This is a genomic window from Croceicoccus esteveae (assembly GCF_031846435.1).
Classification (GTDB): domain Bacteria; phylum Pseudomonadota; class Alphaproteobacteria; order Sphingomonadales; family Sphingomonadaceae; genus Croceicoccus; species Croceicoccus esteveae.
Window position 1 is genome coordinate 16,125 of the sequence record NZ_JAVRHS010000007.1, and the last position, 25,979, is coordinate 42,103.

Below are 25,979 nucleotides of genomic sequence, written 5' to 3' on the forward strand. Positions count from 1 at the left end.
CCGGTCGACCATCAGGAGATACGATCATGCAACTCATCCCGTTGAGCAAGCTCGACCAGAGCGAAGACAACGTTTGCAAGCGGCCCAATCCCGAATTCGAGGAACGTCTTTCCTTCGACATCGAAGCACGCGGCGTCCTTCAGAACCTCATCGTCGCCAAGGCGAAGAAGCGCGGCCGCTACGAAGTGATCGGCGGCGGGAAGCGGATGCGCGCGATGCACCGCATCGTCGAGCGGGGCGGCATGGATGCAGACTTCGAAGTGCCCTGCCTCGTCATCGATCGCCGCGAACACAATCCGAGCGAAGTCTCGCTGGCGGAGAACTTCCAGCGTCTGCAGATGACGCCGGCCGAGGAATGCCAGGCCTTCCAGCATTTCATCAAGGAAGACGGCGACACCGCCGCGGTTGCGAAGCGTTTCGGACTGACGCAGCGCTTCGTCGACGGGCGTCTGCGGCTCGCCAACCTTGCCGGTCCAATCTTCGAAGCACTCGCAGTCGGCGACATCACGCTGGACATCGCCAAGGCCTACGCCGCAACCGACCAGCACGAGGTGCAACTGCGCGTATTCGAACAGATGCGCCACGCATGGAACCCCAGTGCGGACGGCATCCGGCGAATGATCGCGGATGGCTCGCTGCGCGGCAACGATCCAATCGCGCTTCTCGTCGGTGAAGACGCATATGTCGCGGCCGGTGGCAAGATCGAACGCGACCTTTTCAGCGAAGCGGCCGACGATCGCTGGATCGACGTGGAAATCGCGCATCAGCTCGCGGGCGCCAAGATGGAGGCGGAGGCCGAACGTCTGGCGGCTGAAACAGGGCTCGCCTGGATCAACCCCGTCGCTGCCACCAATTCGTGGAGCGCCCGCAGCGAACTCGGCGTCAACCCGGTGCGCCTGCCCCCTGCGCCGCTCTCCGAGGAGGCACGCACTCGCATCGACGAGATCGACGCACGGATGGACGACATCAACGCGATCTTCGAGGACGAGAGCCAGCGGGAAGACGAGGGCGTGGATCTCGACAAGCTCGAGGTCGAATACGACACGCTGTCGAACGAACGCGACGATCTCAACAATCCGGTCCGTGAGCTGCCGGGGGAATGGCACGGTGAAGCTGGCCGTTTTCTCATCCTGACCAGCAAGGGCGAGATGGTGCTGGAAAGCGACTATTACAGCGAAAAGCGCCTCAGCTTCGAGCAGGATGAGGACGGCAACGTCACCGCGACCAGCGAAGACATGCCGGCCAGCGGGAGCACCGGCAGCTCGACCGCTCGCCCGTCGACCCCCGAAGCAGTCGCCCCGGGCGGTGAGAAGCCGATCAGCGCGAAGCTGTTCGACGAGCTCTCCGTCCAGCGCCGAAACATCCTCGCCGCATCGCTTCTCGGCGATCCTGGACTTGCACTCGACTATGCAATTTTCGCACTCTGCGACGATCGCAGCTACGAGAGCAAGGGAACCTCGCTCAAGGCGGGCAAGCCCCAAGATCCAGCTTACGGCGACATCCCGCAGTCGGCAGCCGAAGGCATCCTCGCACAGGCGGAAGATGCACTCGACAAGACCTGGCACGAGCCCAAGGAGGTCGCACAGCGTTTCCTGGCCTTCCGCGAACTCGACGACGAGGCCAAAGCTGCATGGCTGTCCTACGTGGTCGCGGTCTCGCTGGAGGCGAAGAAGGGCTACAATTCGGAATATCATCCGATTCATGCGGTCCTCGGAAATATCCTCGACGTCGACGCCGCGACCATGTGGCGGCCGACTTCGGAGAACCTTTTCGACCGCATCAACAAGACGTCCTGCCTCGCCGCGCTCACCGATATCGGGGGAGCCGAACTGGCGGCGCGGTACGCAGCCTCGAAGAAGGCCGAACTGTCGAAGACGTGCGAGAAGCTCTTCTCTGGCGATGCGATCGTCGAGGAAGACATCAAGGAACGCGCTCTCGCCTGGCTGCCGGAAGCGATGAAATTCGACTTCGCACAGGATCCCGGCGGCGAGGACGATACACCGGTCGAACCCGACGACGACACCGATCGCGCGGACGCAAACGGAGAACCGACCTTCGAGGAACCCGAAGACGTCGACGAAGAAGCGGCGGTGGACGCCTGAAGGCGCCGCAACCCTCCTGATGCACTGGCCCGGCCGCTCCACCGAGCGACCGGGCCTTTTTCATGCCCGGAGACACATCATGAAACGATCCGCAAAGCGCGACGTCGCGCAGGACATCACGAACCTCATTATTCGAAAGATCGAAGAGGGCACGCTGCCCTGGCGCCGTCCCTGGAAGAAAACGGGGGCCGGCGGCGCGCCGCTGCGCGCGAACGGCGTGCCATACACCGGCATCAACCGGCTCTACCTGTGGGCCGTGGCCGATGCGATGGGGTACCAGTCGCGCTATTGGATGACGTATCGCCAGGCACAGGAGCTCGGCGGACAGGTCCGGCAGGGCGAGGGCGCCGAACCCAGCATCTATTTCAACACGACGAAAAAAACCGAGGTTGATCGGGCAACCGGAGAGGAATCCTCGCGCACGATCCGCTTCATGCGCGCCTATTCCGTGTTCAACGCCTCGCAGATCGACGGCCTGCCGGTCCACTTCGACCCCGCCCCGATCCCGGAGACACCGCCGACGCCGTCGCAGAAGACTGCCGCGATAGAGGCGTTCTTCAGGCCCATTCCGAGCGACGTCCGCTACGGAGGGGATCGGGCGTTCTATTCCCCGGGCAGCGACTTCATCCAGATGCCTCACCGTCACAGCTTCGTCGACGAGGATGGCCTCGCCGCGACACTCGCCCACGAGACCGGGCACTGGACGGGCCATCCCAGCAGGCTCGCCCGCACCTTCGGAAAACGCTTCGGAGATAAAGGATACGCCTTCGAAGAGCTCGTCGCAGAACAGATTTCGGCCCGCATCTGCTACGAGCTCGGCCTTCCCGCCGACCTGCACGAAAGCCATGCCAGCTATATCGGCCATTGGCTCGAAATCCTGAAGTCCGACAAGAGCGCCATCATCACCGCCGCCGCCAAGGCCGACCAGGCCTTCAACTATCTCGCGGCGTTCTCCGGATACGACAGCGAAGCCGAGGAGAAGGGCCATGAGACGGCTGCACTTCAGGCTTACGCTTGAGCCCGGTCTCGAAGCGATCGTGCGCCTCGCACAGCTCCACCAATACGCGACAGACCTTGTGGATGGCGAGCGCGTACTGATCGGGCCGGCGCTCAGAGAGCGGATGCTGCACAACTTCCCGGCCAGAGAATCCTGCAACGTACTCGACAGCCTTCTGGGCGAAGGTCCCGCCGGATGGAACCTTTCAGGACACGAGGACGGCGGATCATTGCTGGTGATCTCCACCGAGGGATCCGGCGTCGCCTTCTCCGCCATCGCCCGCATCCTCGAGCAGGTCGCACCAGAGGTATTCCTCAAGCCGATCGCCTTCGAGCCGCTGCCAGGAAATGCCCTGACGGCGATATCTAGATCGCTGCATTGAGGGGAGGGGGAGGGGGTCATTGCTTCAGCAATGGAAGGGCGAACCCATGACATGCGACATCGACTACCGCTACCGCCGAGCCCTCGAGCCCGATGGTCTAACGACATACGATACCGCCATACGCGCGCTCAATGAGGCGATCGAAGATGCTCGCCTTGCCGGAAGGACGGCCGCGGATTGTCCGGCGGTGCTCCTACTTACGCGGCATCTCTCCCGGATCGCAGAAGGGGTGCGAACCCGCCAAGATACCGAGGATGCAGACCTACGACGGCAGTGCATCGATAAGCTTGCAGACTTGAAGCGATCGCCCGCGATCGTGGCGCTGGTACGACGCGGTATCGACTACCGGCAAGAGGAGCTTCGCCACTATCGCCGCGAAGGATCGCGGACCCTCCGCATGATCGCGTTCGAACTCGGCATGACGCTCAACGACTATCGCCTCGGATACACGACGCCGCAGGAATCGCTCGCCGGAGATCACACGCTAGAAGCGAGAGGGTTGTATGTCCGCATTTCCCCTGAGCGCTTCGGCGAACCAGGTGTAGCTTGGCGAAACCTGCACTGGAAACCGCCCGGGGCTACGATGCGCAAGGCCCCGATCACGGTGCTGCAAGACATTCCGGCCCTCGCGAAGCGGATCGCAAGAGAACTGAAACTTCCAGTGCAGGCGCAAGCCGGTCTCATCTGAAGGAACCCGACATGGGATGGTTTACGATGACGCACATGGGCATGGGCGGGCACGAGACGCCCAAGGCCTATCTCGACGCCCAGCTGACCTACGAACGCAGGGCTGAGGGAGACAAACCCTTCCAAGGCCTCCGCGTGCTGAAAAGCGTCTACTCAGGCAGCGCCTACTATGCCGCGGCCGAACGTTACGACGAGAAGGGCGCGAGGATCTATGTCACCGCAATCATCTGCCTGGTGCGCTGGAACCCCCGCGCGGCCGACGGGTACATCTTCGGCTACAAGGATATGGACGAAACCGTGGGCCCAAGCGAAGCGACCTGTCCGCGCAGCGTCCTCGCGCTTCTTTCACCGACGTTGCATCCGTTCGCGCTCGACTGGCGACGGCGCTGCTACCGTTTGCTGGCACTGAAGGAGCGCCGCGTCAACGATGGTGACCTCATCCGCTTTCCGGAACCGATGCGCTTCACCGACGGCAGCGAGCATCGCGAGTTTCGAATTCGGCGGGAAGGGAAGAAGGCCGTCCTGACGCTAACCGATGGTCGCGGCCGATTTAAGATATCCGGCCTTCTCGAACGCCGGTTCGAGATCGTCCGCGAACCGAAGGTCGCGAAGACTTTCTTCCCTGCCGCATGAACCGGATTTTCCACGATGGAATGCGAAAGTCTCGATCCCAGGCGCCACCAGCTATGCGGAAGAAACAACGCCGAAAGGCTGGCGCTCCGGCTTTCGGAAGCCACCGGCGAGGATCACGCCGTCGTGCGCACCGAGTGCCCGCTGCAGCCGCTGCGCGTCACGCCGTCACATGGCCATGATCCGGCAACATTCGAGCTGCAGGTGATCCTGCTCTGACTACTCGCCGACTTCGCCGCCGAGGGCCGGATCCAGGAACCACGAAGCGCCCTGCTCGAACTCGCCACCACGGGCCGGTACAGGTCCATCCGGCTCAGCAGAGACGTAGGGATTGATCTGCACGAGCGGCGGCGTCCCTGAACGGAAGAGACCGGCAGAAACCTCGCAGCGCGCCTTCAGCAGGTCGATCAACCATTCGAGATCGTCCAGCATCTGCAAGACACCGCGACCGGCAACCGTGTAATACAGACAACGCTGATAATCGTCGCACTCGCAGGAAAGAACCTGGGCAAGCTTGCGCTTGGCTCCGCACTGGCCTTCGTGAAGCGCCTCAAGAGTCTCGAAAAGCTCCCGGGCCGAATGATACGCGTCGAACGCTTCGACGCCGATCGACGCATTCGCAAGCGACCGGCGGGTAGCGCGGTTCATCTCGTCGAACGACGCATCAAGAAGCGCAATATCCAGATCGAACTGACCAACCGCGAATGCCTTGTTCATCACACAAAACTCCTCTATGCGATGAACATAGAGTGAACAAAAAGGCACGTCAACTGGTCTAGGTCATGTGGCTCATACCCAAAGATACCAGCGGCATGACGAACCGCGTCGCTATCAGCGACGGGCTGAAAGCAGCGCTGGTGCGATGGTATACGGGCAAAGGCGATGAGGCGGATCACCGAGCCTCGGTCTCGCTCGTCGTGACCTCACGCGAGAACGGCAAATGGCTCGCCTGCGACTGCCTGGCGGAAGATCGCTCGCCGCCGCTCATGAGCCCCGCTTATCTCAGCTTCCAGGAAACCTATTATCTCCGCCGCCTGACCGCTCGTCCGAGCCACAGCCCTGGGTGCCCATTCTACATGCCGCAAGCGCCGCAACGTATCCGCGAAACCGGCCGCGACACACTCTACGAGATCGAGCAGCCCAAGGGACTGTTCAACGCGCACCAGAAAGCGCCGGAGAAGCTCGCCCAGAAACCCGATGAAAGCGAGCCGGACGACCGGTCCCGCGGCGTCGCCATCCCCAGGCTTGGCAAACTCCTCTGGCTTCTGCTCGAACGCGCGCGATCAAACGTATTGCGCGAGCTTCCGCCAGAGGGTCCGCGCGACGGCTCGATAAGCGCAGAGATGAAGTGCTTGCGCGAGGTGGCCGAACAGTTCGAAATCGCTCCGGGCATCAAGCTCGCTCATCATTTCTACACGAACGCGATCGAGTACGAGAAACGCAAGGTCCATGCGAGACTGCGCGAGGCCGAAGACGACTGGCCGGAAGAATACGCGCCGCAGGCCTTCCTCCTTCTTGAAGCGAGCGAAGTGACAAGCAGCGAGATCGTAACCGGGCTCGGCACAGTGCAAATCCGAAATCGCATACAGCACACCGGAATCATTCGAGCCGAAGTCCAACCCCCGTTTCTCGTGCTCGCCGTCGTCGGTGAACACAGTAAACGTGAGGGCTACCGAGCCCTGCGGGCCTATGCGCAGCCCGTATTCACCGGCAACCAGTTCGTGCCGGCAGAACGAGACCACGATCGGAATATCCTGCTGGAACTCCAGAAAGCGCAATACAGCCTACGGCGTCACGGCATCCGCATGGCGGTCAAGAAAATCCTTTTCGACGTCGAGACCGAACATGGATCCGCGAGGCCCGACTTCCTGGTAGCGGTCAAAGACCAGGCCTCGCAGAGGCAGATCACATTCGCGCTCCAGGTACTCCAGTCCGCCGACACCGGATATCTTGAGCTTCGCGGCATAGAACATGACCGGCTTCTCGAAATCGGCCCTGTCGTCGCGCTGCCGTTGGGCGAGATTACCGCAGACGTTATCACAAAACGCGCGAGGCAGATCATAGGCTAAAAGGGGGAGGGGGGAGGGGTTGAGCGAACCATAAGGAGGTTTCGTTCATGCCGGTATTCCCTTTCTCGCCCCGGCCGGAGACATCGCCCTGGGGGGCAATCCAGCAGGGCGATCAGCTCGCACCTGGCATCTGGTCCGTTATGACGGTCAGCCACGGCGGCCTTCTCCTCTCGGATGCGCGACAGGACGCCATGCCCGAAGTGCTCCGTCTCGATGGAAACGCCTACGAGGAAGACGCCGACTGGTGTCTGGTCTACCTGGCTTTCGAAGGAGAACTTGCACTGCAGAAAACCTGCACTGCAGATTTCCTGCAGCTCGCGCGCGACACCGCCCGGTGCTGGCACCCCGACCGTTTCGCTGCACATACCGGCGAAGCCGTCGCACCCAACGAATCGCATGTCCTGCGCACTCGGGCAGCATACCAGGCCGCCATAGGCGAGTTCTGCACGACCAGCGCGTGGGGCGATTGGGCCGAGTGGGTGCCGAAGGGAAAGATCGGCGTCATCGCCCGCCGGCTCGCCTCAGTAAATCATCTTGGACGCCCGACGTACGCCGACGACGAGGTCTGCGCGCTGCTCGACAAGGACGCCTATTCCCAGCGCGGCGAGGTCTTAGTTCTTGCCTCGATCCCCCACGAGATCATCAATCCCCCTGCCGAGCTTCGGCCGAAGAGGGTGGCATGACCGCGCAGGACCGACCCATCTCCATCGACGATGCGGTCGCCTCGGCTCTGTCCGATGGTGCACATGTCGTTTACAGCCTTTCGGGCGGGAAGGATTCCAGCGCGGCCGCTTTTGCCGTCGAAACACATCTTGACCGGATCGGACATCCGCGCGATCGGCGCCATGCCATCCATGCGGATCTTGGCATGATCGAATGGCCATCCACGCCCGGGTTCGTCGAGACAATCGCGACCATGCTTGCCGCCGAGCTGTCCGTCGTGAGGCGCAAGGCCGGCGGCCTTATTCAGCGATGGGAACAGCGCTGGGAGAGTTCGCTCCGCCGATATGAGAACCTCGAGACATACCAGCTCGTGTCGCCGTTTTCCTCCGCACGCCTGCGCTTCTGTACGGGTGAGACCAAGGTGCAACCGATCGGTGCCGATCTCAGAAAGAGGTTTGCGGGAGAAATCGTCATTTCTGTGATCGGCATTCGCCGCGAGGAAAGCATCGCCAGGTTCAAAGCCCCGATCAGCAAGCCTGATACCCGCTTTGCGCCTGTCGGAAACCGGGCAGGAACGACCATGCTGACGTGGCATCCGATCGTCGACTGGTCGGCGCGCGACGTGTTCGCCTATCACGCCACGCGCCGCATCCCGCTGCACGAGGCCTACGGCCGCGGTGCGGACCGTTTGAGCTGCAGCTACTGCGTGCTTGCAGGACTCAACAACCTCGCAGTCGCGTCGACATGCGAAGGCAATCACCCCGCCTATCGCGTAATCGTCGGGATCGAGGCCAAATCCGGATTCTCGTTCCAACCGGGGCGCTGGCTCGCCGACGTCAGCCCACACCTCCTCGACGCGCAGGGAACGGCTGCGATCAGGAAAGCCAAATTGATGGCGGAACGCCGCCGTACAATCGAGAGCGGTTTGCCCGACGACCTCCGGTTCATGAAGGGGTGGCCACCACGCGTTCCCACGCTCGACGAAGCACGCACTATTCACCGCGTACGGAGCGAAATGACCGCGGCCCACAATCTCGCCAACCACTGGCCCGACGCGCGGACGATCCGCGAGCGGTTTGCCGAGCTCCACGCCGCCAAGGCGGCTTGATCGACTACCGATGAAGAAAGCCGGGCAACGCCCGCGCCATCGCTCCAGGCCATCTCGGACAAAGGGGAGGGGGAGAGGAAGCCGGGAATCAGTCCAACAAGGAGGCACCCGATGAAATACGAACCCATTCGTGCGAGCGTGAGCCCCGAGACGATAGGAAAGGTAACGCGTCTGTTCAACGGCTCGCTGAGCGACATCCTTAACGAACTCCTGCAGAACGCTCGCCGGGCCGGCGCGAGTGTCGCCAACGTTACCGCGATGCATCAAGAAGACGGCTTGCGAATTACCATCGACGACGATGGTTGCGGGATTGACGATCCGGCACGCGTTCTCGCCTTGGGAGCATCGCGATGGGATTCCGCCGTCGCCAACGGCGAAGACCCCGCAGGAATGGGCGTGTTCAGCCTAGCCGGGAAGGCGACGGTAATCGAATCCCGACCTAGCTCGTCGAGCAATGCCTGGCGGATCGAAATCGCGCCTGATGCCTGGACGGGAGATGTCGATATCGTTGTCGACCGCTCCAACAGGACCACAGGGACCTCCGTCTCATTCGTTGTCCCCGACGGTGATGAAGGAACAGCCGAGAATGCTCTTCGGGAAGCCGTGCAGTTCTTCCCGGTGCCCGTCCGCTTTCATGGCAAGGAAATGCCCAAAAAGGATTTCCTGTGCGAGGCGATCCATATCGAGGACTGGCGCGGAAGCCGTATCGGCATCTTCCAAGGCCGACCTTACCACCGGACGCCGACGGTGAACTTCCACGGAGTCACGGTCTTTGCACGGCTCTTCCAGATTCCCCAGGTCGGCAGACAGGAAATCCACGCCCGGATCGACATCGGGCACACGCCCGAACTGCAACTCGTTCTTCCGGCGCGCAAGGAATTCGTAGAGAACGCCGGGCTGGACGCATTGAAAGTCGCCTGCGAGGCCGCCTGCTACCGCGCGATCGCGGCGCAAGCCTCGCACAGCCTCACCTTCGATCGTTACCGGCGGGCGATCGAACTCGGCGTCCCCTCGCGGAGGCCGAAGCCGTTGTCAACGCATGGGAGCCGGACGATCACCGGCGACGAGTTCCTCATGGACGCCCACGAAGCACATTTCGGACAGGCGATCGCCGACTCGCTGCGGGGAAGCCCCATCCGCGACAAGCTGGTCGACCGCAACACCGCCTTCGAAGGGTACCGCTGGTATGACGAGCTGCGCGAGCTGAGCGATCCGACCTTCATCGTTCACGCAGATGGCCTTATTCACAAGGTCGACGCGATCGCCGCCGAGCCGCCGCTCGCAACGGTCACCGTCGCACAAGAGATAAGCCTCGAATTCGCGATCGAGAAACAGGGTCGCAGCGATGCGCGGCGCGAACGGGTGACCGCAGATCTCGTGCTGACCTTTCCCGACGGTTGCTGCTCCGACGGAATCGAGGACGTTAGCATCGCTTATCTGCCTTCGGACGGCATGCAGCCCGAAGGCCTCGTGGACCTCCTGGACAACGCCTGCTTCTCCGCATGGAACGATTCCGATGCCGACAGCTGGGATACCCAGCACGACCGGTTTCTTCGCGACGCGCGCGAACTGGCATTCCGCATTCTCGTAGGCGAAGACGCCGCCATTGCTTCACAATTCCGCGATGCGGTGGCGCGCATAATGTGGATCCTTCCAAAAGGGAAAAGAGTGGCGATAACATTCGCGCACGATAGCGCGATCGAGGTCCAAGTCTCCGACGAAACGAAACCGGCATGACCGCGCCGCGCGTACTGAGTTACGGCATGGGCGTTGACAGCACCGCCCTCCTGATCGAGCTCGAAAGCCGGGGCGAAGCACCCGACCTTGTTCTCACCGCCGACACCGGAGCGGAAAAACCCGAAACCTACGCCTTTCAGGACAAAATGCGGTGGTGGATGGCGGAGCGCTCCATTGCCTACGAGGTCGTCCGCTACGAAGCCAAGCGCTTCAAGAACTGGCCACCCTACCGCGACCTCACGGAATCGTTGCTCACGAACGGATGCCTGCCATCAATCGCGTTCGGCCGGCACAGCTGTTCGCTCAAATACAAGGCCGCCCCGCAGGAAGCGTTCATCAAGACCTGGCAACCCGCCATCGATGCCTGGGCGGAAGGAGAGAAGGTGATCCGCTATATCGGCTACGACGCCTCGCCGCGCGATGGCCAGCGGTACGCACATGCACGAACAATCGACGATCCCCTGTTCGATAACCTCTACCCGCTACGAGATTGGGGGTGGGATCGAGCGGCGTGCACGAACCGCATCATCGAGGCCGGCCTCCCGGTACCTCCAAAATCGTCCTGCGTGTTCTGCACTGCAATGAAGCCCGACGAGGTGCGCGCGCTTTCACCCGAATGGCTGCGGACAATCGTGCTGATCGAGGCACGAGCAGCGCCTCGTCTCAGGACGGTCGAAGGCCTCTGGCGAAAATCGACGAAGACCAAGCCCGGCCGAATGACCGACTTCATCCGCAACGAAGGCTTGCTCGAAAACGACGAGATAGATCGCATCATCGACAGCGCACCAGCGGACCTCGTGGCCTTCCAGAAACGCGCCGCGAAACAGCCAGTCGAGTTTCGCGATCCGATGGCCACGTGGCTCGAACGATTCCACGCACAGGAGATTTCTCATGTCTGAAGCCCTAGCACAAACGCGCCCTTCGACGACCGAGCGGATAGCCGCACTCAACGACCGCGCACGGCTCAGCCTCGACCGCACCGCACGGACCATCTTGACCATGAACCTCCTCGACAGCCTCAGCGACGGGAAGCGCAGCAATGATATCCTTGCGCAGGCCCGCGTCATGAAAGCGATGCGCGAATGCACATTCTCCAAGGATTCGCCCGAACGCGACATGGCCTGGTTCGAGGTCGACGACGTCAAGGTGATGATGAAAATCGACTATTATGACGCCGACTTCGAGTATGGTTCGCAAGATCCCGCGAACGCGGCCGAAACCCGACGGGCGATCACGCTGATGAAACCGGAGGATTATTGAGCAATGGCAATCAGGCCGGCAGACGAGACGACCAAGCCGAAGGTCGACAAGGCTCTTCGACACCTCCGCGCGGCACGCATGGCACTTCGCAGCGCGGACTGCCCGCGCGCACTTGAACGAGTGCGCCGCGCCATCGCCAGCACAGAGGGAGCACGACGCCACTGCGAACATCGCCAGACCAGGACGAAGTCATGAGCCGCCATCAGATCCCGCTGCGAGAGGGTGTCGAGGCGACGTCTGCCTGGATTGGCTGGGATCGGCCTTTACAGACATTCTACGCCCAGGTTTTCGCAAGATATCCGAACGACGAGAACGAAGAAATCGAGATTCTATGGGTGGGAACCAGCGAGGCCGAACTACCGAGACCAGTCGACGCGATCAGGCTGCTCGAACCATACTGCGATGTTCCTGCAGAGATCGCGGCGAGCCTAGAAATCGATCGGATGAAGACGTTGGCGAAAGTGGACGGGCCTAACCAGCTCGAAGCGAAAGCCTTCCTAGCTCGACTTGAAGCACGCAACAGGTCGAACAGGACATAGAAACCACGGCAAGCCGGCGACGCTCCCTCCCGGCGGGTCGGGTGCGGATTGGCGCGCGCCTACGGCGATTGGCGCGCGCTGCCGGGCTGCGCCCGGGGGGAGGGAGGGATGAAGGAAAATGGTCCGGACAAGGGGTTCGGACAGAGCATCAGGAGAACTTCCCATGAACATCGGTACCCTCAAGGCCAACGCAGACGGCGTTCACATCGGCCGCATCGTCACCATGGCATTCGCCGCCACCATCGCCCTGCGCGAGTTCGTCTCGACCAACGAGCGCGCCCCCGCCTTCGACGTCATGGCGCTGTCGGCCGACCGCCGCAGCTGGGTGAAGGTCGGCGCGCTGTGGGAATACTCGTCCAACGAGACGGGTGAAGTGTTCCTCTCGGGCCGGATCGACGATCCCTCGCTGGAGAAGCCCATCGACGTCGCCATGTTCCGCCAGGAAGACGGCACCTACAACGTCGCCTGGCGCCGCCCGCAGCGCAAGCGCACGCTCCCCGGCATGGCGAGCGAAGGCGAAGACACGCTGCCGCCGCTGACCGCCACCGCGACCGGCGACGAGCCCGAGCAGGCCGGTTCGACCGCCGGCGGCGACGGCCTGGGCGAGAGCACCGCTCCCTCGCCGAAGGCGAAGAGCAAGGCGAAGGAGACCGCCGACGCCTGACCAACCGCGTCCCCGGGCCGGTGCGACCCCTCCCGCATCGGCCATCCCCGAAGGCCCGTCCGCGACCCCCCGCGGGCGGGCCTTTTTACTGCCACCAGCTCCTGCGCCGCCAGCAAGGGAAAGGGGGTGGGCAAACGGCGAACAGAAAGAGGCTCAAATGGACAAGAAACCCTACTCCCTGGACCTCGGAGGTTCGCCTTGGGGAGAAGACTGCGCGAAGCTTGGTCACACGCCCGGCTTCTGGACCCGCAACCGAGCCGAAGTCGCCCTCTACAGGGCGGGCCTGCTCGCGCTTTACGGAACTCCGCCCGAAGGCATCGAGTTACGGTCACGCGCGAACCGTCACGACTTCGGAACGTACCACACGCTCGAGGCTGTCGTGGATCCAGCGAAGGACGATGGATCTCATGCCCACTACATCGAAAAGGTCGAGACAGGATTCGAGCGGTGGCTCCATGCCGGCTTCAGTCCGCCAGACCCGGGCCACCTGAAGAACGCCACGCAGGCCGCCCGATTTATCAACGAAGCCATCCGCGGTGCAATCAACACGACACGGCCGCTTCCGGGCGGGAGCTTCTTCCCCGACGAATTCGAGACATTGAACACCAATCTACGCTCTGCATTCCCGGAAATCGCAGAAGCGGCAATAGCCTGAGGAAACCAGAATGGCCGATCATTACACGAAGGCGTCCTTCGTAATAGAAGCGCACGTCAAAGACATCGAGTTTCTGAACGAAATCGTCGATCTCCAGCTTTCGCAGGTGCCCGAAACGGAATGGCGACAGCAGTTCGAGAAGCGCTCGGCACGTTTCAAGAATGCCTTTCCCGGCTCCGACGAGGATCCATTCGAAGCCTACCGAGCCCTTTTCAGCGATGGCAACTATCCGATTGCCGACTTCGACATTCACCACATGGGCCCCACGAAGACGGACCACGAACGGATCATCATCAGCGGAGACCAGATTGACCCGGAGACAATAGCCAAGATCATGCAGGCCGCGTGTCCGAGCGCGCTGCCGACGGGATTCTGCTACGCCTACGGCTGCAGCAAGCTTCGTCCGGACGAGTTTGGAGGGGGCTTCGTGCTAATAACAGCGGACGCGATCGTTTTCCGCGGCACCCAAGAAGGCCTATCGGAGGCCCTGGCGCAAATCGAAAACGAGGACGCGCGACCGCTCGTCCTCGCGACGCGCGACCTCGAACACGGCCTATCGTTCTGGAACGACCATAGCGGCTTCGGCCGCTTGGCCGACGCCACCGTCTACACGCCGAGACAGGCTGAGAAGACCGACCCGCCGATCGCCGGCGACGAGCCCGAATGGATCACAATGCCGCGGTGGCCGCAATGACGGATCCGGAGCTTGCAAGGATGCGTGCTCGGCGCGAGGAGACGCGGCAACTTCTGATCCGTATCAACGGCCGCCTCGCGCAAGAAGCGGAAAGCAAGGTCAAAGCATCCGATCTTCTGCCCTACACGTTCGGGCGCCACTCGACGAGCTGGACGCCAGCGCACGAAAGACGATACCAACACCATCTGGGCGCGGCCCGATCCGCGCACCGCGAAGAGACGGGGGCCCTCCAGGCCAAGCTGCGGCGGAAGGATCACGCTATCGCCGCACGACATCTGCGAAACGCGCGACGTGCTTCGCAAACTTGACCGAATGATCGGTGTCGCACAGCAAGCGGCAATGCCGATGAAGGAAACGATCGATACGAGTCACGGGAAGGTGTGGATCACACACTTCCACAATGGCGACGTCTCGCTCTGGACACCCCCGGGATCACCGCAGGGCGATCTTGTGGCCGAACTGATGCAATGCCGAGGTGCCTGGAAACCCAGGTTCCGCGCATGGTTTGTCCCTCCCGTCCATGCGGATCAGGTAATCGCCGAGCTTGGAGAAGCATGATCCACAAAAATTGATACGCATTTAACTGGATTTTGAGCAGGCAATGCCCTATATTGCGTCAAGGAGAACGATGATGATCCCTAAATTGCTCGACGACGTTCTTGATGCCGGAGAAATCGATCCGAAGGCCTTGGCGGCTACACTGCGCATCTCGATGTCCGAGCTCGCCGAGCTGGTCGGCGTAAGCCGTAATACGCTGTCGACCGAACCACTGGGCAAGAAGGGACGCGATGCGCTGACGCCGCTGGTAAGGCTGCTGTCGCAAGCAGCAGAGATGGCCGGCACCGAGGACCGGGCCGTCGTATGGTTCAAGTACACTCCGATCGTCTCGATGGGGACGAAGACCGCAATGGAGCATGTCAAGGACGGTAACGCAGGCTGGGTGCAGGGACACCTGCGGAATGTTTACAACGGCGTCTACGCCTGAACCTGCCGACATGGACCGAACAAGCTGTTTCCGGGCACACACGCCCGAATGGGCCTCCACGCCCACAAGCGGAGCGGGAGCCGCAATCGCCGGGGGCCGGTGGAACAGGAGCGGTCAGGAAGCCCTGTACCTCTCGTTCGATCCGCTCACCGCCGTCAAGGAATCCAACCAGCAGGTCCAGGACTTCATCCCGATCACGCTCGTGCGCTACCAGGTGTCGGGCGGGAAGATCGGCGATTACCGCGACGAAAGCTTCCGAGCGCGCTTCGGCCTCCGCGACGATCTCGTCGAAACCGCATGGTGGGGTCCGGATTTCGAACACACACCAGCTCCCAGTCAAAAGGCGGCCGCCGATCTCATCGAGAAGGGTTTCGATGGTCTGATCTATCCCTCGAGCCAAGCGGCGGGGATCAACCTCGTCCTCTGGCGCTGGAACGAGCAGGGCGGAACGACTGTCGCGGTCGAAGACACGCATGGCGTGCTCCCTAGAGATCGATCCTCCTGGCGTCGGTAATTTTCGCGCCAATCACCCGGGGATCAAAACTTTTCAAACGCGACGCTCCCTCCCGGCGGGTCGGGTGCGGATTGGCGCGCGCCTACGGCGATTGGCGCGCGCTGCCGGGCTGCGCCCGGGGGGAGGGAGGGATGAAGGAAAATGGTCCGGACAAGGGGTTCGGACAGAGCATCAGGAGAACTTCCCATGAACATCGGTACCCTCAAGGCCAACGCAGACGGCGTTCACATCGGCCGCATCGTCACCATGGCATTCGCCGCCACCATCGCCCTGCGCGAGTTCGTCTCGACCAACGAGCGCGCCCCCGCCTTCGACGTCATGGCGCTGTCGGCCGACCGCCGCAGCTGGGTGAAGGTCGGCGCGCTGTGGGAATACTCGTCCAACGAGACGGGTGAAGTGTTCCTCTCGGGCCGGATCGACGATCCCTCGCTGGAGAAGCCCATCGACGTCGCCATGTTCCGCCAGGAAGACGGCACCTACAACGTCGCCTGGCGCCGCCCGCAGCGCAAGCGCACGCTCCCCGGCATGGCGAGCGAAGGCGAAGACACGCTGCCGCCGCTGACCGCCACCGCGACCGGCGACGAGCCCGAGCAGGCCGGTTCGACCGCCGGCGGCGACGGCCTGGGCGAGAGCACCGCTCCCTCGCCGAAGGCGAAGAGCAAGGCGAAGGAGACCGCCGACGCCTGACCAACCGCGTCCCCGGGCCGGTGCGACCCCTCCCGCATCGGCCATCCCCGAAGGCCCGTCCGCGACCCCCCGCGGGCGGGCCTTTTTACTGCCACCAGCTCCTGCGCCGCCAGCAAGGGAAAGGGAATGATCCGTACGCCAGCATTCTAGGCTTAGGTTCGCGTAAATACCGCTTGGCCGGTGGCTGCATCTCGGCGAGCGTTGCAGCCGATTGAGCGTGAACCGCGTTGCTGCGGTCCGGACATTGTGATTGAATTCCGACAGGCTTGCCAATCTCCGAGGGCGTCCTCGGGCCAAGGTTACTAACGTCCATCGTAGATGAAGCGGTGGCGAGTAGAAGTGAGATGAGAATCGTCGGCCATGACATTCTTACTTTCGATCCGGCGCTGCCTGGCACTCGTCGACGCGGCACTTGCAACGATCGAGCTTGCCGACGAAAGCTCACCCTCCAATCAGGCAGAGCCATAGACGCAATAGAAACAAGCGGCACTCGCGCACCGCCCCGGCGCTGCGAACTGCGTCGTGGGTACCCCCATGCCGGCAGATAACCCCCGGCTTCCCGGCACGATCGTAGCGTCCGGTGGGCGAGGTCGCTCACATGGCCACTTCCGCGTGAAACACCCGGTGACGATGCTCTTGCGACCGGCCCCAGAGGAGTAGCGGTTCGAACCGGATATCACGGTCTTGTGGCCGTATTGCCTCGGTAGCCGAAATCAGCATGGCTGGAGCGATCTCGCCAATGTCGCGGGCCGGATCCTACAGGCCAAGCGACCATGCCGGTCGACGTTAATACTCGGATCAGTCCCATTGATCTCTGCGCGGTCCGTCCGCCGCCTAGTGCCCCTGCCCCTCCGGTCGGGATTAGGGCCAACCTGAAAATGCGAGCCGTGTTGCTCGCTTCGCGAGCTGCCCGCACCACCTCGATTTTCGAGGTTTCCCGCGCACGAGTGCGCGGTGACCCATCCCTCCTTCCGGGGCTCGTTCAGGGCACCGGCGGACGGTCCGCCGGGACCAATGGAGGCTTACGAAATGAACAACGTCAACCTGGTGGGCCGCTTGGCCAAGGACCCCGTCGCCCGCGACAGCGCCAAGACCAAAGTCACCGAGCTGCTCCTCGTCACCGAACGTCCCCTCATCCGCGACGGCCGCGTCCAGAAGGATCCGGAAACCGGCTACACCAAAACGGACGCCGAGTTTCACAAGATCACCGTCTTCAACGGGATGGGTCTTCCGCTTCGCGAGCACAAGTCGAAGGGCGACCAGCTCGCTGTCTCCGGCCGCCTGCACTACTCACGCTGGCAGGATGCCGACGGCAACGATCGCTACGGCTGCGAGATCATCGCCGAAAACGTCGAGTTCATCTGATCGACCAGGAGGGCGGCGCACGAGCGCCGCCCTTTCACCAACTACCGCAGGAGAATTGCCATGAAGGACTTCGGCCTCTTCGCCGAGCGCGACGTCGCACGTGCCGAGCACAAGCTCAACGAACTGACCCGCTTCGCCGACCGCCGCGAGCAACTGCTCGAACACATCGATCTCGATGCACTCGATCGCTACACTGCGTTCGACATTGTGGAAACCGACGAAAACCTGGCCGAAACGCTCGCATTCGGCCCGATCTATGTTCATCATCTCGCGACGCTTGCAGCACAACGTGCCGAGATCGCCGCAACGCTACCGCGCGCGGCCTGAAAGGACCGACCAATGGCAACCCTTCCCGCAAATACGCGACACCGCCACGTCCATCACCGCCGTCGACCTCTCCACTCCTTATCGCTCCAGCCAAATACGCGGCGGCGCAGCTCCGTGTAATGTAATCTTTGCCACTCATCTTCCGTAATTGAGGGTTTCACTTTGGGTGGGGATGCGATCGCGCGTCGCGGCGGCAAGCTCTGAGGATTTTCCGGCGTCGCCTCATTTGAAGCGCTGCGTACCCTGCGATCGGGATGACGAGCATTAAAGATCCAATCACGATCATGGGCAGCGGTCATGGCATGAACGATTTCGTGGTCCGCGCGATTGCGATAGGCCGTCAGATCAATCCACATCGCAGACTTTTTCAAGGCTTCGAAATGAGCCTTTGACGGCCGTTGCCGACCACGTCTTACAACAAGCAAGACCGCAATTTCACTGCGCTTTTCTCCCCTTACTGTCGTGATCCAGACACCCGCGCATTGCCCGAAAATCTCATTGCGGATGTCATCGACCGTTACGGTCAACCGCCGTCCCCCAATGGGCGGCAGAATGAGCTCTCCAGCCTGCAGGAAGGTTTTGCGAGCGAACTGACCAAGCGCTTTCAATTGGGCCTGTTCGCAAGCCTTAACGGTGCCCGCCTTATGGGCAAAGTGGTGAACCCGAATCTTGCCTTTGCGCGCAACAAGCGGCGCACCGCAAGCACATTTGAGACCATCGGCCAGCCCTGCGGCGGCGTCGTCAATATGCACAAGCACCCCGTTCGGCTTCTCACCCCATGCGATCATGGCCTGGGAGGACGCACGCTCAGTGGCGCTGCCTGCGATTACATAGCCGAGACTGTTTAAGTGCCTTGGACGCTCCATGATCGTCGTCAGGATAATGAGACTCTTATGCAGGCGACACAAAAATCGTTGCCGCCTCCCGTCCTCCGGCCGGACCGCGCTCTATTGCGCTAGCTTCCTTGCGGCCCTGGCTTCGCTAGGGCTCGCCGCGTCACCAAGCTCCACCGAGCCCCTGCGGGTCTCGGCCCATCCGGGTCACGATCGCATGGCGGGACAGCCGCCCACCGCGCTATCGCGCTGCGGCCAGAAGAGCGGGGCAGAATGCATCGGCTCGCCCTCCGGCCGGCATGGCCTCAAAGGCTAACTGGCGCCCCACAGACTTCCACGTTCCTTGAAACCCGATGCGGCCTACGGGCGGGCCTCCACTCTACGGTTTCGCCCCGCGGGCTATCGGTCCCGCCGCTCGCGTCCGGAACGGCTGCGCGAGCGCAACGACCCCTGGCGTTGCCGCGCGCGCGAGACGCCCCGGCCTGTCTGCCGCAGCTCCTGCGGGAGCCCGATATTCTCAAGCAAAGGGGAGGGGGAGGGTCTGTTTGATTGCATCCTCGTGTGATGGGGTCCGAAGGATACTTGCGGCAAGGATCCGGTCAAGGATCCGCGGTTCCCCCAATTTTTTCCCGACGGCAAAAAAATCGGCTCCCCCACGGCCCGTAGGCGTTAACCGGGGTCCGGCCCTGACGTGCCGGCTTCCCGGTTAACGTCCCTGACCTCGCTTGTCCGCTGCGCACCATTGGACCCCGTCATCACAAGATGACGGACACAAACCAATGGAGGCTACCAATGCAAAAGTTCAACAATTTCGCCGATCTCGCGAACGCCCGCATGGAACTGGCAGACACCCGTTCCGACGTCACCGCCGCCTATGACGGCGCCTTCCTCGAGCAGAGCGACATGGCGAAGCTGACCGTCGTCGACGAGCCGGTGGCCGCCGAGATGCCCGATCCGGACATGGCCCGGGCTGCAGTGGAACTGGCGATTGGCACCGTGTTCGACGTCCTGAAGGACACCCGCATGGAGGAATTCGCCCAGCAGCTCTCCTGGGGGATGGTCAATTCCTTCCACATGACCGCACGCCTGGTCGAAGGACGCGAGGACGATGCGGCGAAGAAGCTCGGAGAGATGGCACGCCACTTCGATCCTTCCGAGATCTACGCGGTCGAGCTCGAAGAGACACAAATGCTGGTGCAGACCCTTCAGGGATGCCGCGAAGCGCTCGAGGCAATGCGGGATCACGCTTCGGACGTATACCGGGTTGAGACCGGACGTCCGTTCACCGCAACCCGCGGATCGCAAGTCAGCAAGAACGGCGTGACCGCCTCGCAGATCCAGGCACGCGACTTCCTCGCCGCCCGGGCAAAGGACCGGAGGGCGCAATTCCAGCCCGAAGGGCCGCTGGTCGTCGCGTCGGGCGGCATGAAGGAATGGTACGACTTCGAGATGATCTGGAACATCCTCGACGACATCAAGTCGCGCGTGCCCAACATGGTCCTCGGAACGACCGGAATGCGCAAGGGTGTCGACGCGATGGCCCACGCATGGGCACAAAAGAACGGCGTGCAGACGATCCTCTTCATGCCCGACCGACGCCACGGCAACCGCGCTCCGTTTCTCCGCAACGAGAACATGGTCAAGCTGGGCCCGGTGGAAGGGATCGTGGGTGAAGGCTCCGGCATCCAGTCGAACCTTGCACAGCGGCTGCGTCAGGCAGGCGTGCCGGTCCACATCCGTCGGATCACAGATCAGCGCCCGCAGACGCAACGGGTCGGCGCGTCCACCTTCGGGTGAGCGCCTCTCGGGAGGCTCCGGCTTCTGCCGGAGCCTCCCTTCCTTTTCTTTCTCGGCAGAACCGGCTCAGGGGGCATCGAGCCCCGTCGCCCGTTTTGGCGCTTACTACCGAGCGGAGGCTCATTACGTCGATGTCCCAGCCTGTCACGGGCGCACTGTCCGCCCTCGCAACGGCATGGGCGGCATCACCATGTCGTAAATTGGATGGAGTGCGGTCGTTCCTGCTTAGCCAAGCAGGCCCACCGTCAAGGCGCAGCCAATCAACAGCATCAATGTCGCAACGCTGTAGCGCACTTTGCCGATAGTCATTTTGTCGAGATGACGAGTCGCAAAGTACGCACCTGCGAACGCAGAGAAAGTGCCCACGAGGACCAGCAGACCCTCTCTTCCTGCCGGATCCAGTCCGGCTCCCGTGAACGAACCGGCGTAGGTGGCAAGGCGCGACAGATCGACGAGGATTGCAATCATTACTCCGGTGGCGATGAAACGTTCGGCAGGAAGTTCAGATCGCAGGAGAAAGATCGATCTGAACGCACCCTGCTGCCCGGTAAGCCCTCCGAAAAAGCCTGTCAGCAGTCCCCCGACCGGCATCAGTCGAGGCGGTGCTTTCAGTTCCTGAAACCAACGTTGGAGTTCGAGCGCTGCGAAGGTGATCATGAGCAGGCCAATGGTCAGACCAGCACCGGTTGGGCCGAAGGTCTTACTGAAGGAGTTCCATTCAAATAGCCGGGGCGTATCGCCGAGAACCGCAAGCAACCACGCGCCAGCAATCGCGGCAGGCACTGCCGGAATTCCGAACTTCAACACGGTGGCCCAATCCGCTCGCTTGCGCAGCAGTGAGCCTTTAAAGAGATTGTTGAGGAGGTGAACCACACCGGTCGCGGCGACCGCCAGTGGAGCAGGCAAGAAGAGAGCGAAGGCCGGTAGCAGGATCGTCCCCAGGCCAAAGCCGGAATAAAGGGTCAGCGCCGAAGCGAGCGCGGCCACGAGGGCAATCAGAACTACATCCACGTGAACACACTATGTCGAAGGAACTATGTCCGCAACTGGGGTCGAAAGCTGCCATCGCGACCCATGTTGTATGCCACAGTCACGCAGACGCGTCCCTGGGCGTTCGCGGTCGTGCCTGCTGGGCCTGAAGACAAGCCACCGAACATCAAGCTTTGCGCGTAGGCGTCGGCATCGCACTCGATCCAGAAATGCCCGAAAGCTACGTTTCGGGACAAGGTCACGACCTGCAGCCTCACCCGGCCACCGGCGTCGGATATTGCACGCACTGTTGTCCGATCGCCAACGGCGAACGGCAGAACGAAATGCCTTCGGCCGACGATTAGCCTCACGCCGGATCGACATGGGAAGGGTGCACGGCCAGAGCGCCGCGGCACTCTTTTCTCATGCCCGAATATCGGAGCGCTGGTGGACCGCGGCAGCGCCGCGAACATGCGGTGCAGACAGGACTTCCGCCTCCCGCCGATGGCCCGTCCGCCACCATCGCCATGAGCACTCCGGCCATGCACGGGTCAAACGAAAATGGACCGACCGTGAAGGTGCTGCGCACCTTCCGCACCACTCGATCAATTTTCCTTTCCCCTCCGCTTCGCTCCGGTGACCCGCGCACCGCCGGAGCGCTGATTCATGGCATGGCGGACGAGCCGCCAACGACAGGAGGCTACCATGTACTACACCACAGAACCATTCGAAACTGACACCGCCACGACGCGCCGGATCAACACCGATACGATCGCTCTCGATGAAAAGACTCTGGAAGCGGAGCGGCGCTCATACCACTCCTTCTTCGACGTTCACGTCGTCCAGACCAGAGAAGGCTACATCCTGATCGAAGAGGGCGATTACGGCGAGCTTCCGATGCACCTCATCGACGACGTCGTCTACACCGCCACCGGCAAAATGGACGACGAATACTGACAGGTAAGGGCGGCCGCCAGGACCTCTCGGACGCCGCCCATCAGGACGCCTGCTTCTGGCCCGCAGGCTCCATCTTTTCGAGCGCCTCTATCGCGCTCCTCGGTTTCACGCTGACGGCCAGTTCCAGCAGTCTCACGGACCGTTCATGCCCGACCTTGCGGACCAGTCGCACAAGCTCCTTTTCGGCCTCTTCCTTCTCCATCTGCGCGAGCCTTTTCTTGCGCTCGGCAATGTCCTGTTCGGCTGCTTCCAACGCCGCGCGTTCGCGTTCCACTTTCGACACCATTTTCGACTCCATTTCCCGCATGTTCGAGATGGAGTTTGATGGCCGATCCTGACTGCAATATCGAGACGTTTTTTTGCGATCTGCTCTTGCGGCCTGATCGTTTCGGGAAGGAGGGTTTAGGGCCATCCTTTGCGGCCTGGGCCGCTCAGGACCGCGCTCTATTGCGCTAGGTTCCTCGCTGCCTTGGCTTCGCTAGGGCAGTCTCGTCACCAAGCTCCACCGAGCCGTGCTTTGCCCGTCTCGGCCTTGCGGGTAACGATCGACGTGGACCTTCCGGTCCACTCTTGTCCGCCCATGGCAACATCGAGGATCTGGCCTTCGAACTAAGCGTGAGGTTCATTCCGGCTAGAAAGCCGGCACCTCCAGCTGGATAACCAGCTCCTCTACGACTCCCTCAGACCAGTAGACCAACAGAAGAACCGCCAAGTCCCTGATTTATGCACACCGAACGCGGCTAGCCGCATGTTTGTGGGAAAAAGTGCAATAGAATCAACGCAGGCCTTCAGCGAAGCGCTCCGCAGTTCGGGTGCCGTCGATGGCCATCTGCACCCCGCAAAACTGCGGATTTCCGAGACTTTCAGGAGCAGTTCGTATAGCTTTGATGGCCTTATGGTCCCCAACGGCCAAGAGGCCCCTCGCCGGGCATTGCTCGACGGCAATTTCGCGCGACGCAAGCTGCCGCTGCGCGACAAGGAATATTGCATCTGGGATACCGAGCTTCCCGGCTTCGGGCTGCGCGTGCGGCCGTCGGGCAAGTACGCCTGGTTCGTTCGGCTCAGGCATCGCGGCAAGCACCGGCGCATCACGCTCGGCGCTTCCGATGAGCTCGATGCTACGCTGGCTCGATCGCAGGCGCGCCGGCTGCTGGCCGAAGTCGCGTTGGACGGCCTGCCCAAGCGAGTTGTCGTCAAGGCCACGCCGACGATGAATGATTTTGTAGAGACCTACTGGCCGGACCTGGCGCGCGGCTGGAAGGCCTCGACCGCAGCCCGCAACCGGGATGCCTGGCGTCGGGACCTGGCAGAGCATTTCGGGGAGAGCCGGGTCGCAGATATCACCCGCGCGGATGTGGTGCGGTGGAGGGACGGCTGCGTTGGGGAGAGGGAACCGAAGTTCAATCGCGCCATCCCGGTGTTGGCGGCGCTGCTCAAATATGCCGAAGCGCTGCATCTGCGGCGCAAGGGATCGAACCCGTGTCGCGGCATCTCGCGCTATAAACGTCCGGCCAAAGAGCGCTACCTGACGCCGCTTGAATATCGCCGAATGGCCAAGGAGCTGCGCGAGGACGAGGAGGCGTTTCCGGGCGAGGTGGCGATCGTCCGCCTGCTGCTCTACACGGGCGCCCGCGTCAGCGAAATACGCGACCTGCGATGGGACTGGGTTAAGCCGCCGCGGCTCGTCCTGCCGGACAGCAAGACCGGCCCCAAGATCATCTGGCTGAACAGCCAGGCACTGGCGATCCTTGAGGCCGTTCCACGCATCGAAGGCTGCCCGTTTGTCTTCCCCAATAGGAAGAGGACCAAGCCCATGCTGCTTGATCCTTGGTGGCCGCAGTTCCGTCGACGCTGCGCCTTGCCGGACGTGCGCATCCACGATCTGCGGCACAGCTTCGCTTCGACCGCCATCATGGACAATGTGCCGCTGGCGACCATCGGCAAGCTGCTGGGCCACGTGCTCCCGGAAACCACGGCCAAGTATGCGCATCTGGCGGACGAGGTGATCGCTGACGCCGCACAGCGGGTGTCGGGCTCGCTCGCGGCCGCGATCGGCCTTGGCCGATGACTGCGCTCGCCCTCAGGCAGGTGGTGGCGGAGGCGCTCGCCCGCGTCGGCGCGGACAGCAACTTCGTCCGCGTGCCAAAAGGTAAGGCGCGCTCAACCACATGGCTCGGGATCGAGCACGGGTTCGGCATCCGCCACTATCCCAGCGGGCGGAGTGTCTACATCGTCCAGACCCGCATGGGCGGCCGCCTGCGGACCGTCACCCTCGGGCCGGCGTCAGTTCTCACCCGCGATCAGGCGACGAAGGTTGCTCGCATGGTGCTGGCCTATGCGCAGGTAGGGCAGGATCCCGCGACAGATCGCGCGCGCATTCGATCGGCGCCGAGGTTCGACGACTTCCTCGATGAGTTCTGGGCAAAGTGGGCGGTCCGTTGGAGCGCGAAGACCTTTGAGGTCAACTCTGGCTACCGGCGTAACTATCTAGATCAGGCGTTCGTCGGCGTCTTCATCGACGAACTCAACGAGGCCCACATCACCGAGTGGTTCGCCGACCTGAACAACCAGACCGGGCCGGGCGCGGCCAATATGGTGCTGTCCTTACTGAGACTGATGCTGAACAAGGCGGAGGCTTGGGGATACCGGCTCGAGAACACCAATCCGTGCCGCATCGTCCGGATGAACAAGCGCAAGCACTGCGAGCGTTTCCTCACGACGGATGAACTCCATCGGCTTGGCGAGGTACTCGCGGCGGAACGGCAGGCGGAAGATCGCGCTAGGGCACTTGCCGCGACCGCCGCCACGCTCCTGCTGCTCACCGGGTGCCGTCGAGGAGAGATCCTCAGCCTGCATTGGAAGGACCTTCGCGGCAACCGGATCAAGCTCCGCCACGGCAAGACAGGTCCGCGGACCGTCTGGCTCGGGGAGGAGGCGCGAGCCATCTTCGGCACGATTCCGCGTTACAATCGGATCGACTGGATCTTCTGGAACCCTCGCTACCGGCGGCCGATGACGAGCTTCGATCACTACTGGCATGAGTTCCGCGATGCTGCAAAACTTCCGGGGCTGCGCGTCCACGACCTGCGCCACACCTTCGCCAGCCACGCCGCGATGAACAAGGAAACGCTGCCGATGATCGGGCGGCTGCTTGGGCACGCCAACATCCAGTCTACGTCTCGCTATGCCCACCTCGACGACGAGCACATCCTTGATGCGGCCGAACAGATCGGAACGGCGGTCGAACGGATGATGGGATTGCCTGGGGATCTGCTAATGCAATAGCCATTGCCTATCCAGGACGGGCGGCTTGCGGTTCCGCCGTCGCAAGCGTCGAGGCGCTGATGAGGACTTGATA

The 25,979-nt window shown here is 62.3% G+C and carries 30 protein-coding genes; 26 read left to right on the forward strand and 4 right to left on the reverse strand.

The features are described from left to right. The first annotated feature begins 26 nt into the window (after positions 1–26). The 6 genes from RM533_RS09280 (at position 27) to RM533_RS09305 (ending at position 5,017) form a co-directional block, all read left to right on the forward strand. Positions 27–2,102, forward strand: a complete 2,076-nt coding sequence (locus RM533_RS09280) for a ParB/RepB/Spo0J family partition protein (protein WP_311340959.1) — start codon at positions 27–29, stop codon at positions 2,100–2,102. A 79-nt stretch (positions 2,103–2,181) separates the two neighbouring features. Beyond that, entirely contained in the window at positions 2,182–3,120 is a 939-nt protein-coding gene (locus RM533_RS09285; protein ID WP_311340960.1) for an ArdC family protein, read from the forward strand. Continuing rightward, a complete protein-coding gene (locus RM533_RS09290; protein WP_311340961.1) occupies positions 3,089–3,481 on the forward strand; it encodes a hypothetical protein in 393 nt (130 codons plus the stop codon). The genes RM533_RS09285 and RM533_RS09290 overlap by 32 nt, the downstream gene beginning before the upstream one ends. Positions 3,482–3,527: 46 nt before the next feature. Further along, the gene (locus RM533_RS09295) at positions 3,528–4,169 is read left to right on the forward strand and encodes a hypothetical protein (protein ID WP_311340962.1); all 642 of its coding nucleotides are present in this window, start codon (positions 3,528–3,530) and stop codon (positions 4,167–4,169) included. A gap of 11 nt (positions 4,170–4,180) precedes the next feature. Then, on the forward strand, positions 4,181–4,801 hold the full coding sequence (locus tag RM533_RS09300) for a DUF6927 domain-containing protein (protein WP_311340963.1): 621 nt from the start codon (positions 4,181–4,183) through the stop codon (positions 4,799–4,801). A 15-nt stretch (positions 4,802–4,816) separates the two neighbouring features. After that, positions 4,817–5,017, forward strand: coding sequence for a hypothetical protein (locus tag RM533_RS09305; RefSeq protein ID WP_311340964.1), 201 nt, complete (start codon positions 4,817–4,819; stop codon positions 5,015–5,017). Here the strand turns inward: RM533_RS09305 and RM533_RS09310 are convergent, their stop codons facing one another. Beyond that, complete coding sequence (locus tag RM533_RS09310; RefSeq protein WP_311341065.1) at positions 5,018–5,515, reverse strand: hypothetical protein; 498 nt, start codon at positions 5,513–5,515, stop codon at positions 5,018–5,020. Between the two features lie 65 nt (positions 5,516–5,580). Between RM533_RS09310 and RM533_RS09315 the strand changes: the two genes are divergently transcribed. The 16 genes from RM533_RS09315 (at position 5,581) to RM533_RS09390 (ending at position 18,065) form a co-directional block, all read left to right on the forward strand. After that, positions 5,581–6,867 carry a DUF8535 domain-containing protein gene (locus RM533_RS09315; RefSeq protein WP_489752975.1) on the forward strand — a complete coding sequence of 429 codons (1,287 nt, stop codon included), beginning with the start codon at positions 5,581–5,583 and terminating at the stop codon, positions 6,865–6,867. Between the two features lie 47 nt (positions 6,868–6,914). Beyond that, complete coding sequence (locus RM533_RS09320) at positions 6,915–7,550, forward strand: DUF7007 domain-containing protein (RefSeq protein WP_311340966.1); 636 nt, start codon at positions 6,915–6,917, stop codon at positions 7,548–7,550. Further along, on the forward strand, positions 7,547–8,638 hold the full coding sequence (locus RM533_RS09325) for a phosphoadenosine phosphosulfate reductase family protein (protein WP_311340967.1): 1,092 nt from the start codon (positions 7,547–7,549) through the stop codon (positions 8,636–8,638). Before RM533_RS09320 ends, RM533_RS09325 begins: the two co-directional genes overlap by 4 nt. 111 nt (positions 8,639–8,749) lie before the next feature. Next, positions 8,750–10,375 (forward strand): hypothetical protein, encoded by a 1,626-nt coding sequence (locus RM533_RS09330; protein ID WP_311340968.1) that lies wholly within the window; start codon positions 8,750–8,752, stop codon positions 10,373–10,375. Beyond that, the gene (locus RM533_RS09335) at positions 10,372–11,274 is read left to right on the forward strand and encodes an adenine nucleotide alpha hydrolase family protein (RefSeq protein ID WP_311340969.1); all 903 of its coding nucleotides are present in this window, start codon (positions 10,372–10,374) and stop codon (positions 11,272–11,274) included. Before RM533_RS09330 ends, RM533_RS09335 begins: the two co-directional genes overlap by 4 nt. Continuing rightward, positions 11,267–11,635, forward strand: a complete 369-nt coding sequence (locus RM533_RS09340; protein WP_311340970.1) for a DUF3768 domain-containing protein — start codon at positions 11,267–11,269, stop codon at positions 11,633–11,635. Before RM533_RS09335 ends, RM533_RS09340 begins: the two co-directional genes overlap by 8 nt. 191 nt (positions 11,636–11,826) lie before the next feature. After that, positions 11,827–12,174: a hypothetical protein gene (locus RM533_RS09345; protein WP_311340971.1), complete on the forward strand. Its 348-nt coding sequence runs from the start codon at positions 11,827–11,829 to the stop codon at positions 12,172–12,174. 163 nt (positions 12,175–12,337) lie between these two features. Beyond that, a complete protein-coding gene (locus RM533_RS09350) occupies positions 12,338–12,838 on the forward strand; it encodes a DUF736 domain-containing protein (protein ID WP_311340972.1) in 501 nt (166 codons plus the stop codon). Between the two features lie 157 nt (positions 12,839–12,995). Further along, complete coding sequence (locus RM533_RS09355; protein ID WP_311340973.1) at positions 12,996–13,493, forward strand: hypothetical protein; 498 nt, start codon at positions 12,996–12,998, stop codon at positions 13,491–13,493. A 10-nt stretch (positions 13,494–13,503) separates the two neighbouring features. Continuing rightward, a complete protein-coding gene (locus RM533_RS09360) occupies positions 13,504–14,187 on the forward strand; it encodes a hypothetical protein (protein ID WP_311340974.1) in 684 nt (227 codons plus the stop codon). After that, positions 14,184–14,495 (forward strand): hypothetical protein, encoded by a 312-nt coding sequence (locus tag RM533_RS09365; RefSeq protein WP_311340975.1) that lies wholly within the window; start codon positions 14,184–14,186, stop codon positions 14,493–14,495. Before RM533_RS09360 ends, RM533_RS09365 begins: the two co-directional genes overlap by 4 nt. 320 nt (positions 14,496–14,815) lie before the next feature. Continuing rightward, the gene (locus RM533_RS09370; protein ID WP_311340976.1) at positions 14,816–15,172 is read left to right on the forward strand and encodes a hypothetical protein; all 357 of its coding nucleotides are present in this window, start codon (positions 14,816–14,818) and stop codon (positions 15,170–15,172) included. Next, the gene (locus tag RM533_RS09375) at positions 15,147–15,686 is read left to right on the forward strand and encodes an RES family NAD+ phosphorylase (RefSeq protein ID WP_311340977.1); all 540 of its coding nucleotides are present in this window, start codon (positions 15,147–15,149) and stop codon (positions 15,684–15,686) included. The genes RM533_RS09370 and RM533_RS09375 overlap by 26 nt, the downstream gene beginning before the upstream one ends. A 186-nt stretch (positions 15,687–15,872) precedes the next feature. Further along, positions 15,873–16,373: a DUF736 domain-containing protein gene (locus RM533_RS09380; RefSeq protein WP_311340972.1), complete on the forward strand. Its 501-nt coding sequence runs from the start codon at positions 15,873–15,875 to the stop codon at positions 16,371–16,373. A 1,029-nt stretch (positions 16,374–17,402) separates the two neighbouring features. After that, positions 17,403–17,738 carry a single-stranded DNA-binding protein gene (locus RM533_RS09385; RefSeq protein ID WP_311340978.1) on the forward strand — a complete coding sequence of 112 codons (336 nt, stop codon included), beginning with the start codon at positions 17,403–17,405 and terminating at the stop codon, positions 17,736–17,738. 60 nt (positions 17,739–17,798) lie between these two features. Beyond that, positions 17,799–18,065 (forward strand): hypothetical protein, encoded by a 267-nt coding sequence (locus RM533_RS09390; protein ID WP_311340979.1) that lies wholly within the window; start codon positions 17,799–17,801, stop codon positions 18,063–18,065. A 53-nt stretch (positions 18,066–18,118) separates the two neighbouring features. Here RM533_RS09390 and RM533_RS09395 read toward each other — a convergent pair whose 3' ends face one another. Beyond that, positions 18,119–18,931: a hypothetical protein gene (locus RM533_RS09395; protein WP_311340980.1), complete on the reverse strand. Its 813-nt coding sequence runs from the start codon at positions 18,929–18,931 to the stop codon at positions 18,119–18,121. A gap of 759 nt (positions 18,932–19,690) precedes the next feature. On the opposite strand from RM533_RS09395, the gene RM533_RS09400 reads away from it, so the two are divergent. After that, positions 19,691–20,695 (forward strand): DUF2493 domain-containing protein, encoded by a 1,005-nt coding sequence (locus RM533_RS09400; protein ID WP_311340981.1) that lies wholly within the window; start codon positions 19,691–19,693, stop codon positions 20,693–20,695. 225 nt (positions 20,696–20,920) lie between these two features. Here the strand turns inward: RM533_RS09400 and RM533_RS09405 are convergent, their stop codons facing one another. Beyond that, positions 20,921–21,706 (reverse strand): sulfite exporter TauE/SafE family protein, encoded by a 786-nt coding sequence (locus tag RM533_RS09405; protein WP_311340982.1) that lies wholly within the window; start codon positions 21,704–21,706, stop codon positions 20,921–20,923. Between the two features lie 663 nt (positions 21,707–22,369). Between RM533_RS09405 and RM533_RS09410 the strand changes: the two genes are divergently transcribed. Then, a complete protein-coding gene (locus tag RM533_RS09410) occupies positions 22,370–22,621 on the forward strand; it encodes a hypothetical protein (RefSeq protein WP_311340983.1) in 252 nt (83 codons plus the stop codon). 40 nt (positions 22,622–22,661) lie between these two features. Here the strand turns inward: RM533_RS09410 and RM533_RS09415 are convergent, their stop codons facing one another. After that, positions 22,662–22,928, reverse strand: a complete 267-nt coding sequence (locus RM533_RS09415) for a hypothetical protein (RefSeq protein WP_311340984.1) — start codon at positions 22,926–22,928, stop codon at positions 22,662–22,664. Positions 22,929–23,552: 624 nt separating this feature from the next. Here RM533_RS09415 and RM533_RS09420 point away from each other — a divergent pair. Together RM533_RS09420 and RM533_RS09425 are read left to right on the forward strand one after the other, a co-directional pair. Next, on the forward strand, positions 23,553–24,689 hold the full coding sequence (locus RM533_RS09420; protein WP_311340985.1) for a site-specific integrase: 1,137 nt from the start codon (positions 23,553–23,555) through the stop codon (positions 24,687–24,689). Continuing rightward, positions 24,686–25,906 carry a site-specific integrase gene (locus tag RM533_RS09425; RefSeq protein WP_311340986.1) on the forward strand — a complete coding sequence of 407 codons (1,221 nt, stop codon included), beginning with the start codon at positions 24,686–24,688 and terminating at the stop codon, positions 25,904–25,906. Before RM533_RS09420 ends, RM533_RS09425 begins: the two co-directional genes overlap by 4 nt. The last annotated feature ends 73 nt before the right edge of the window (positions 25,907–25,979 follow it).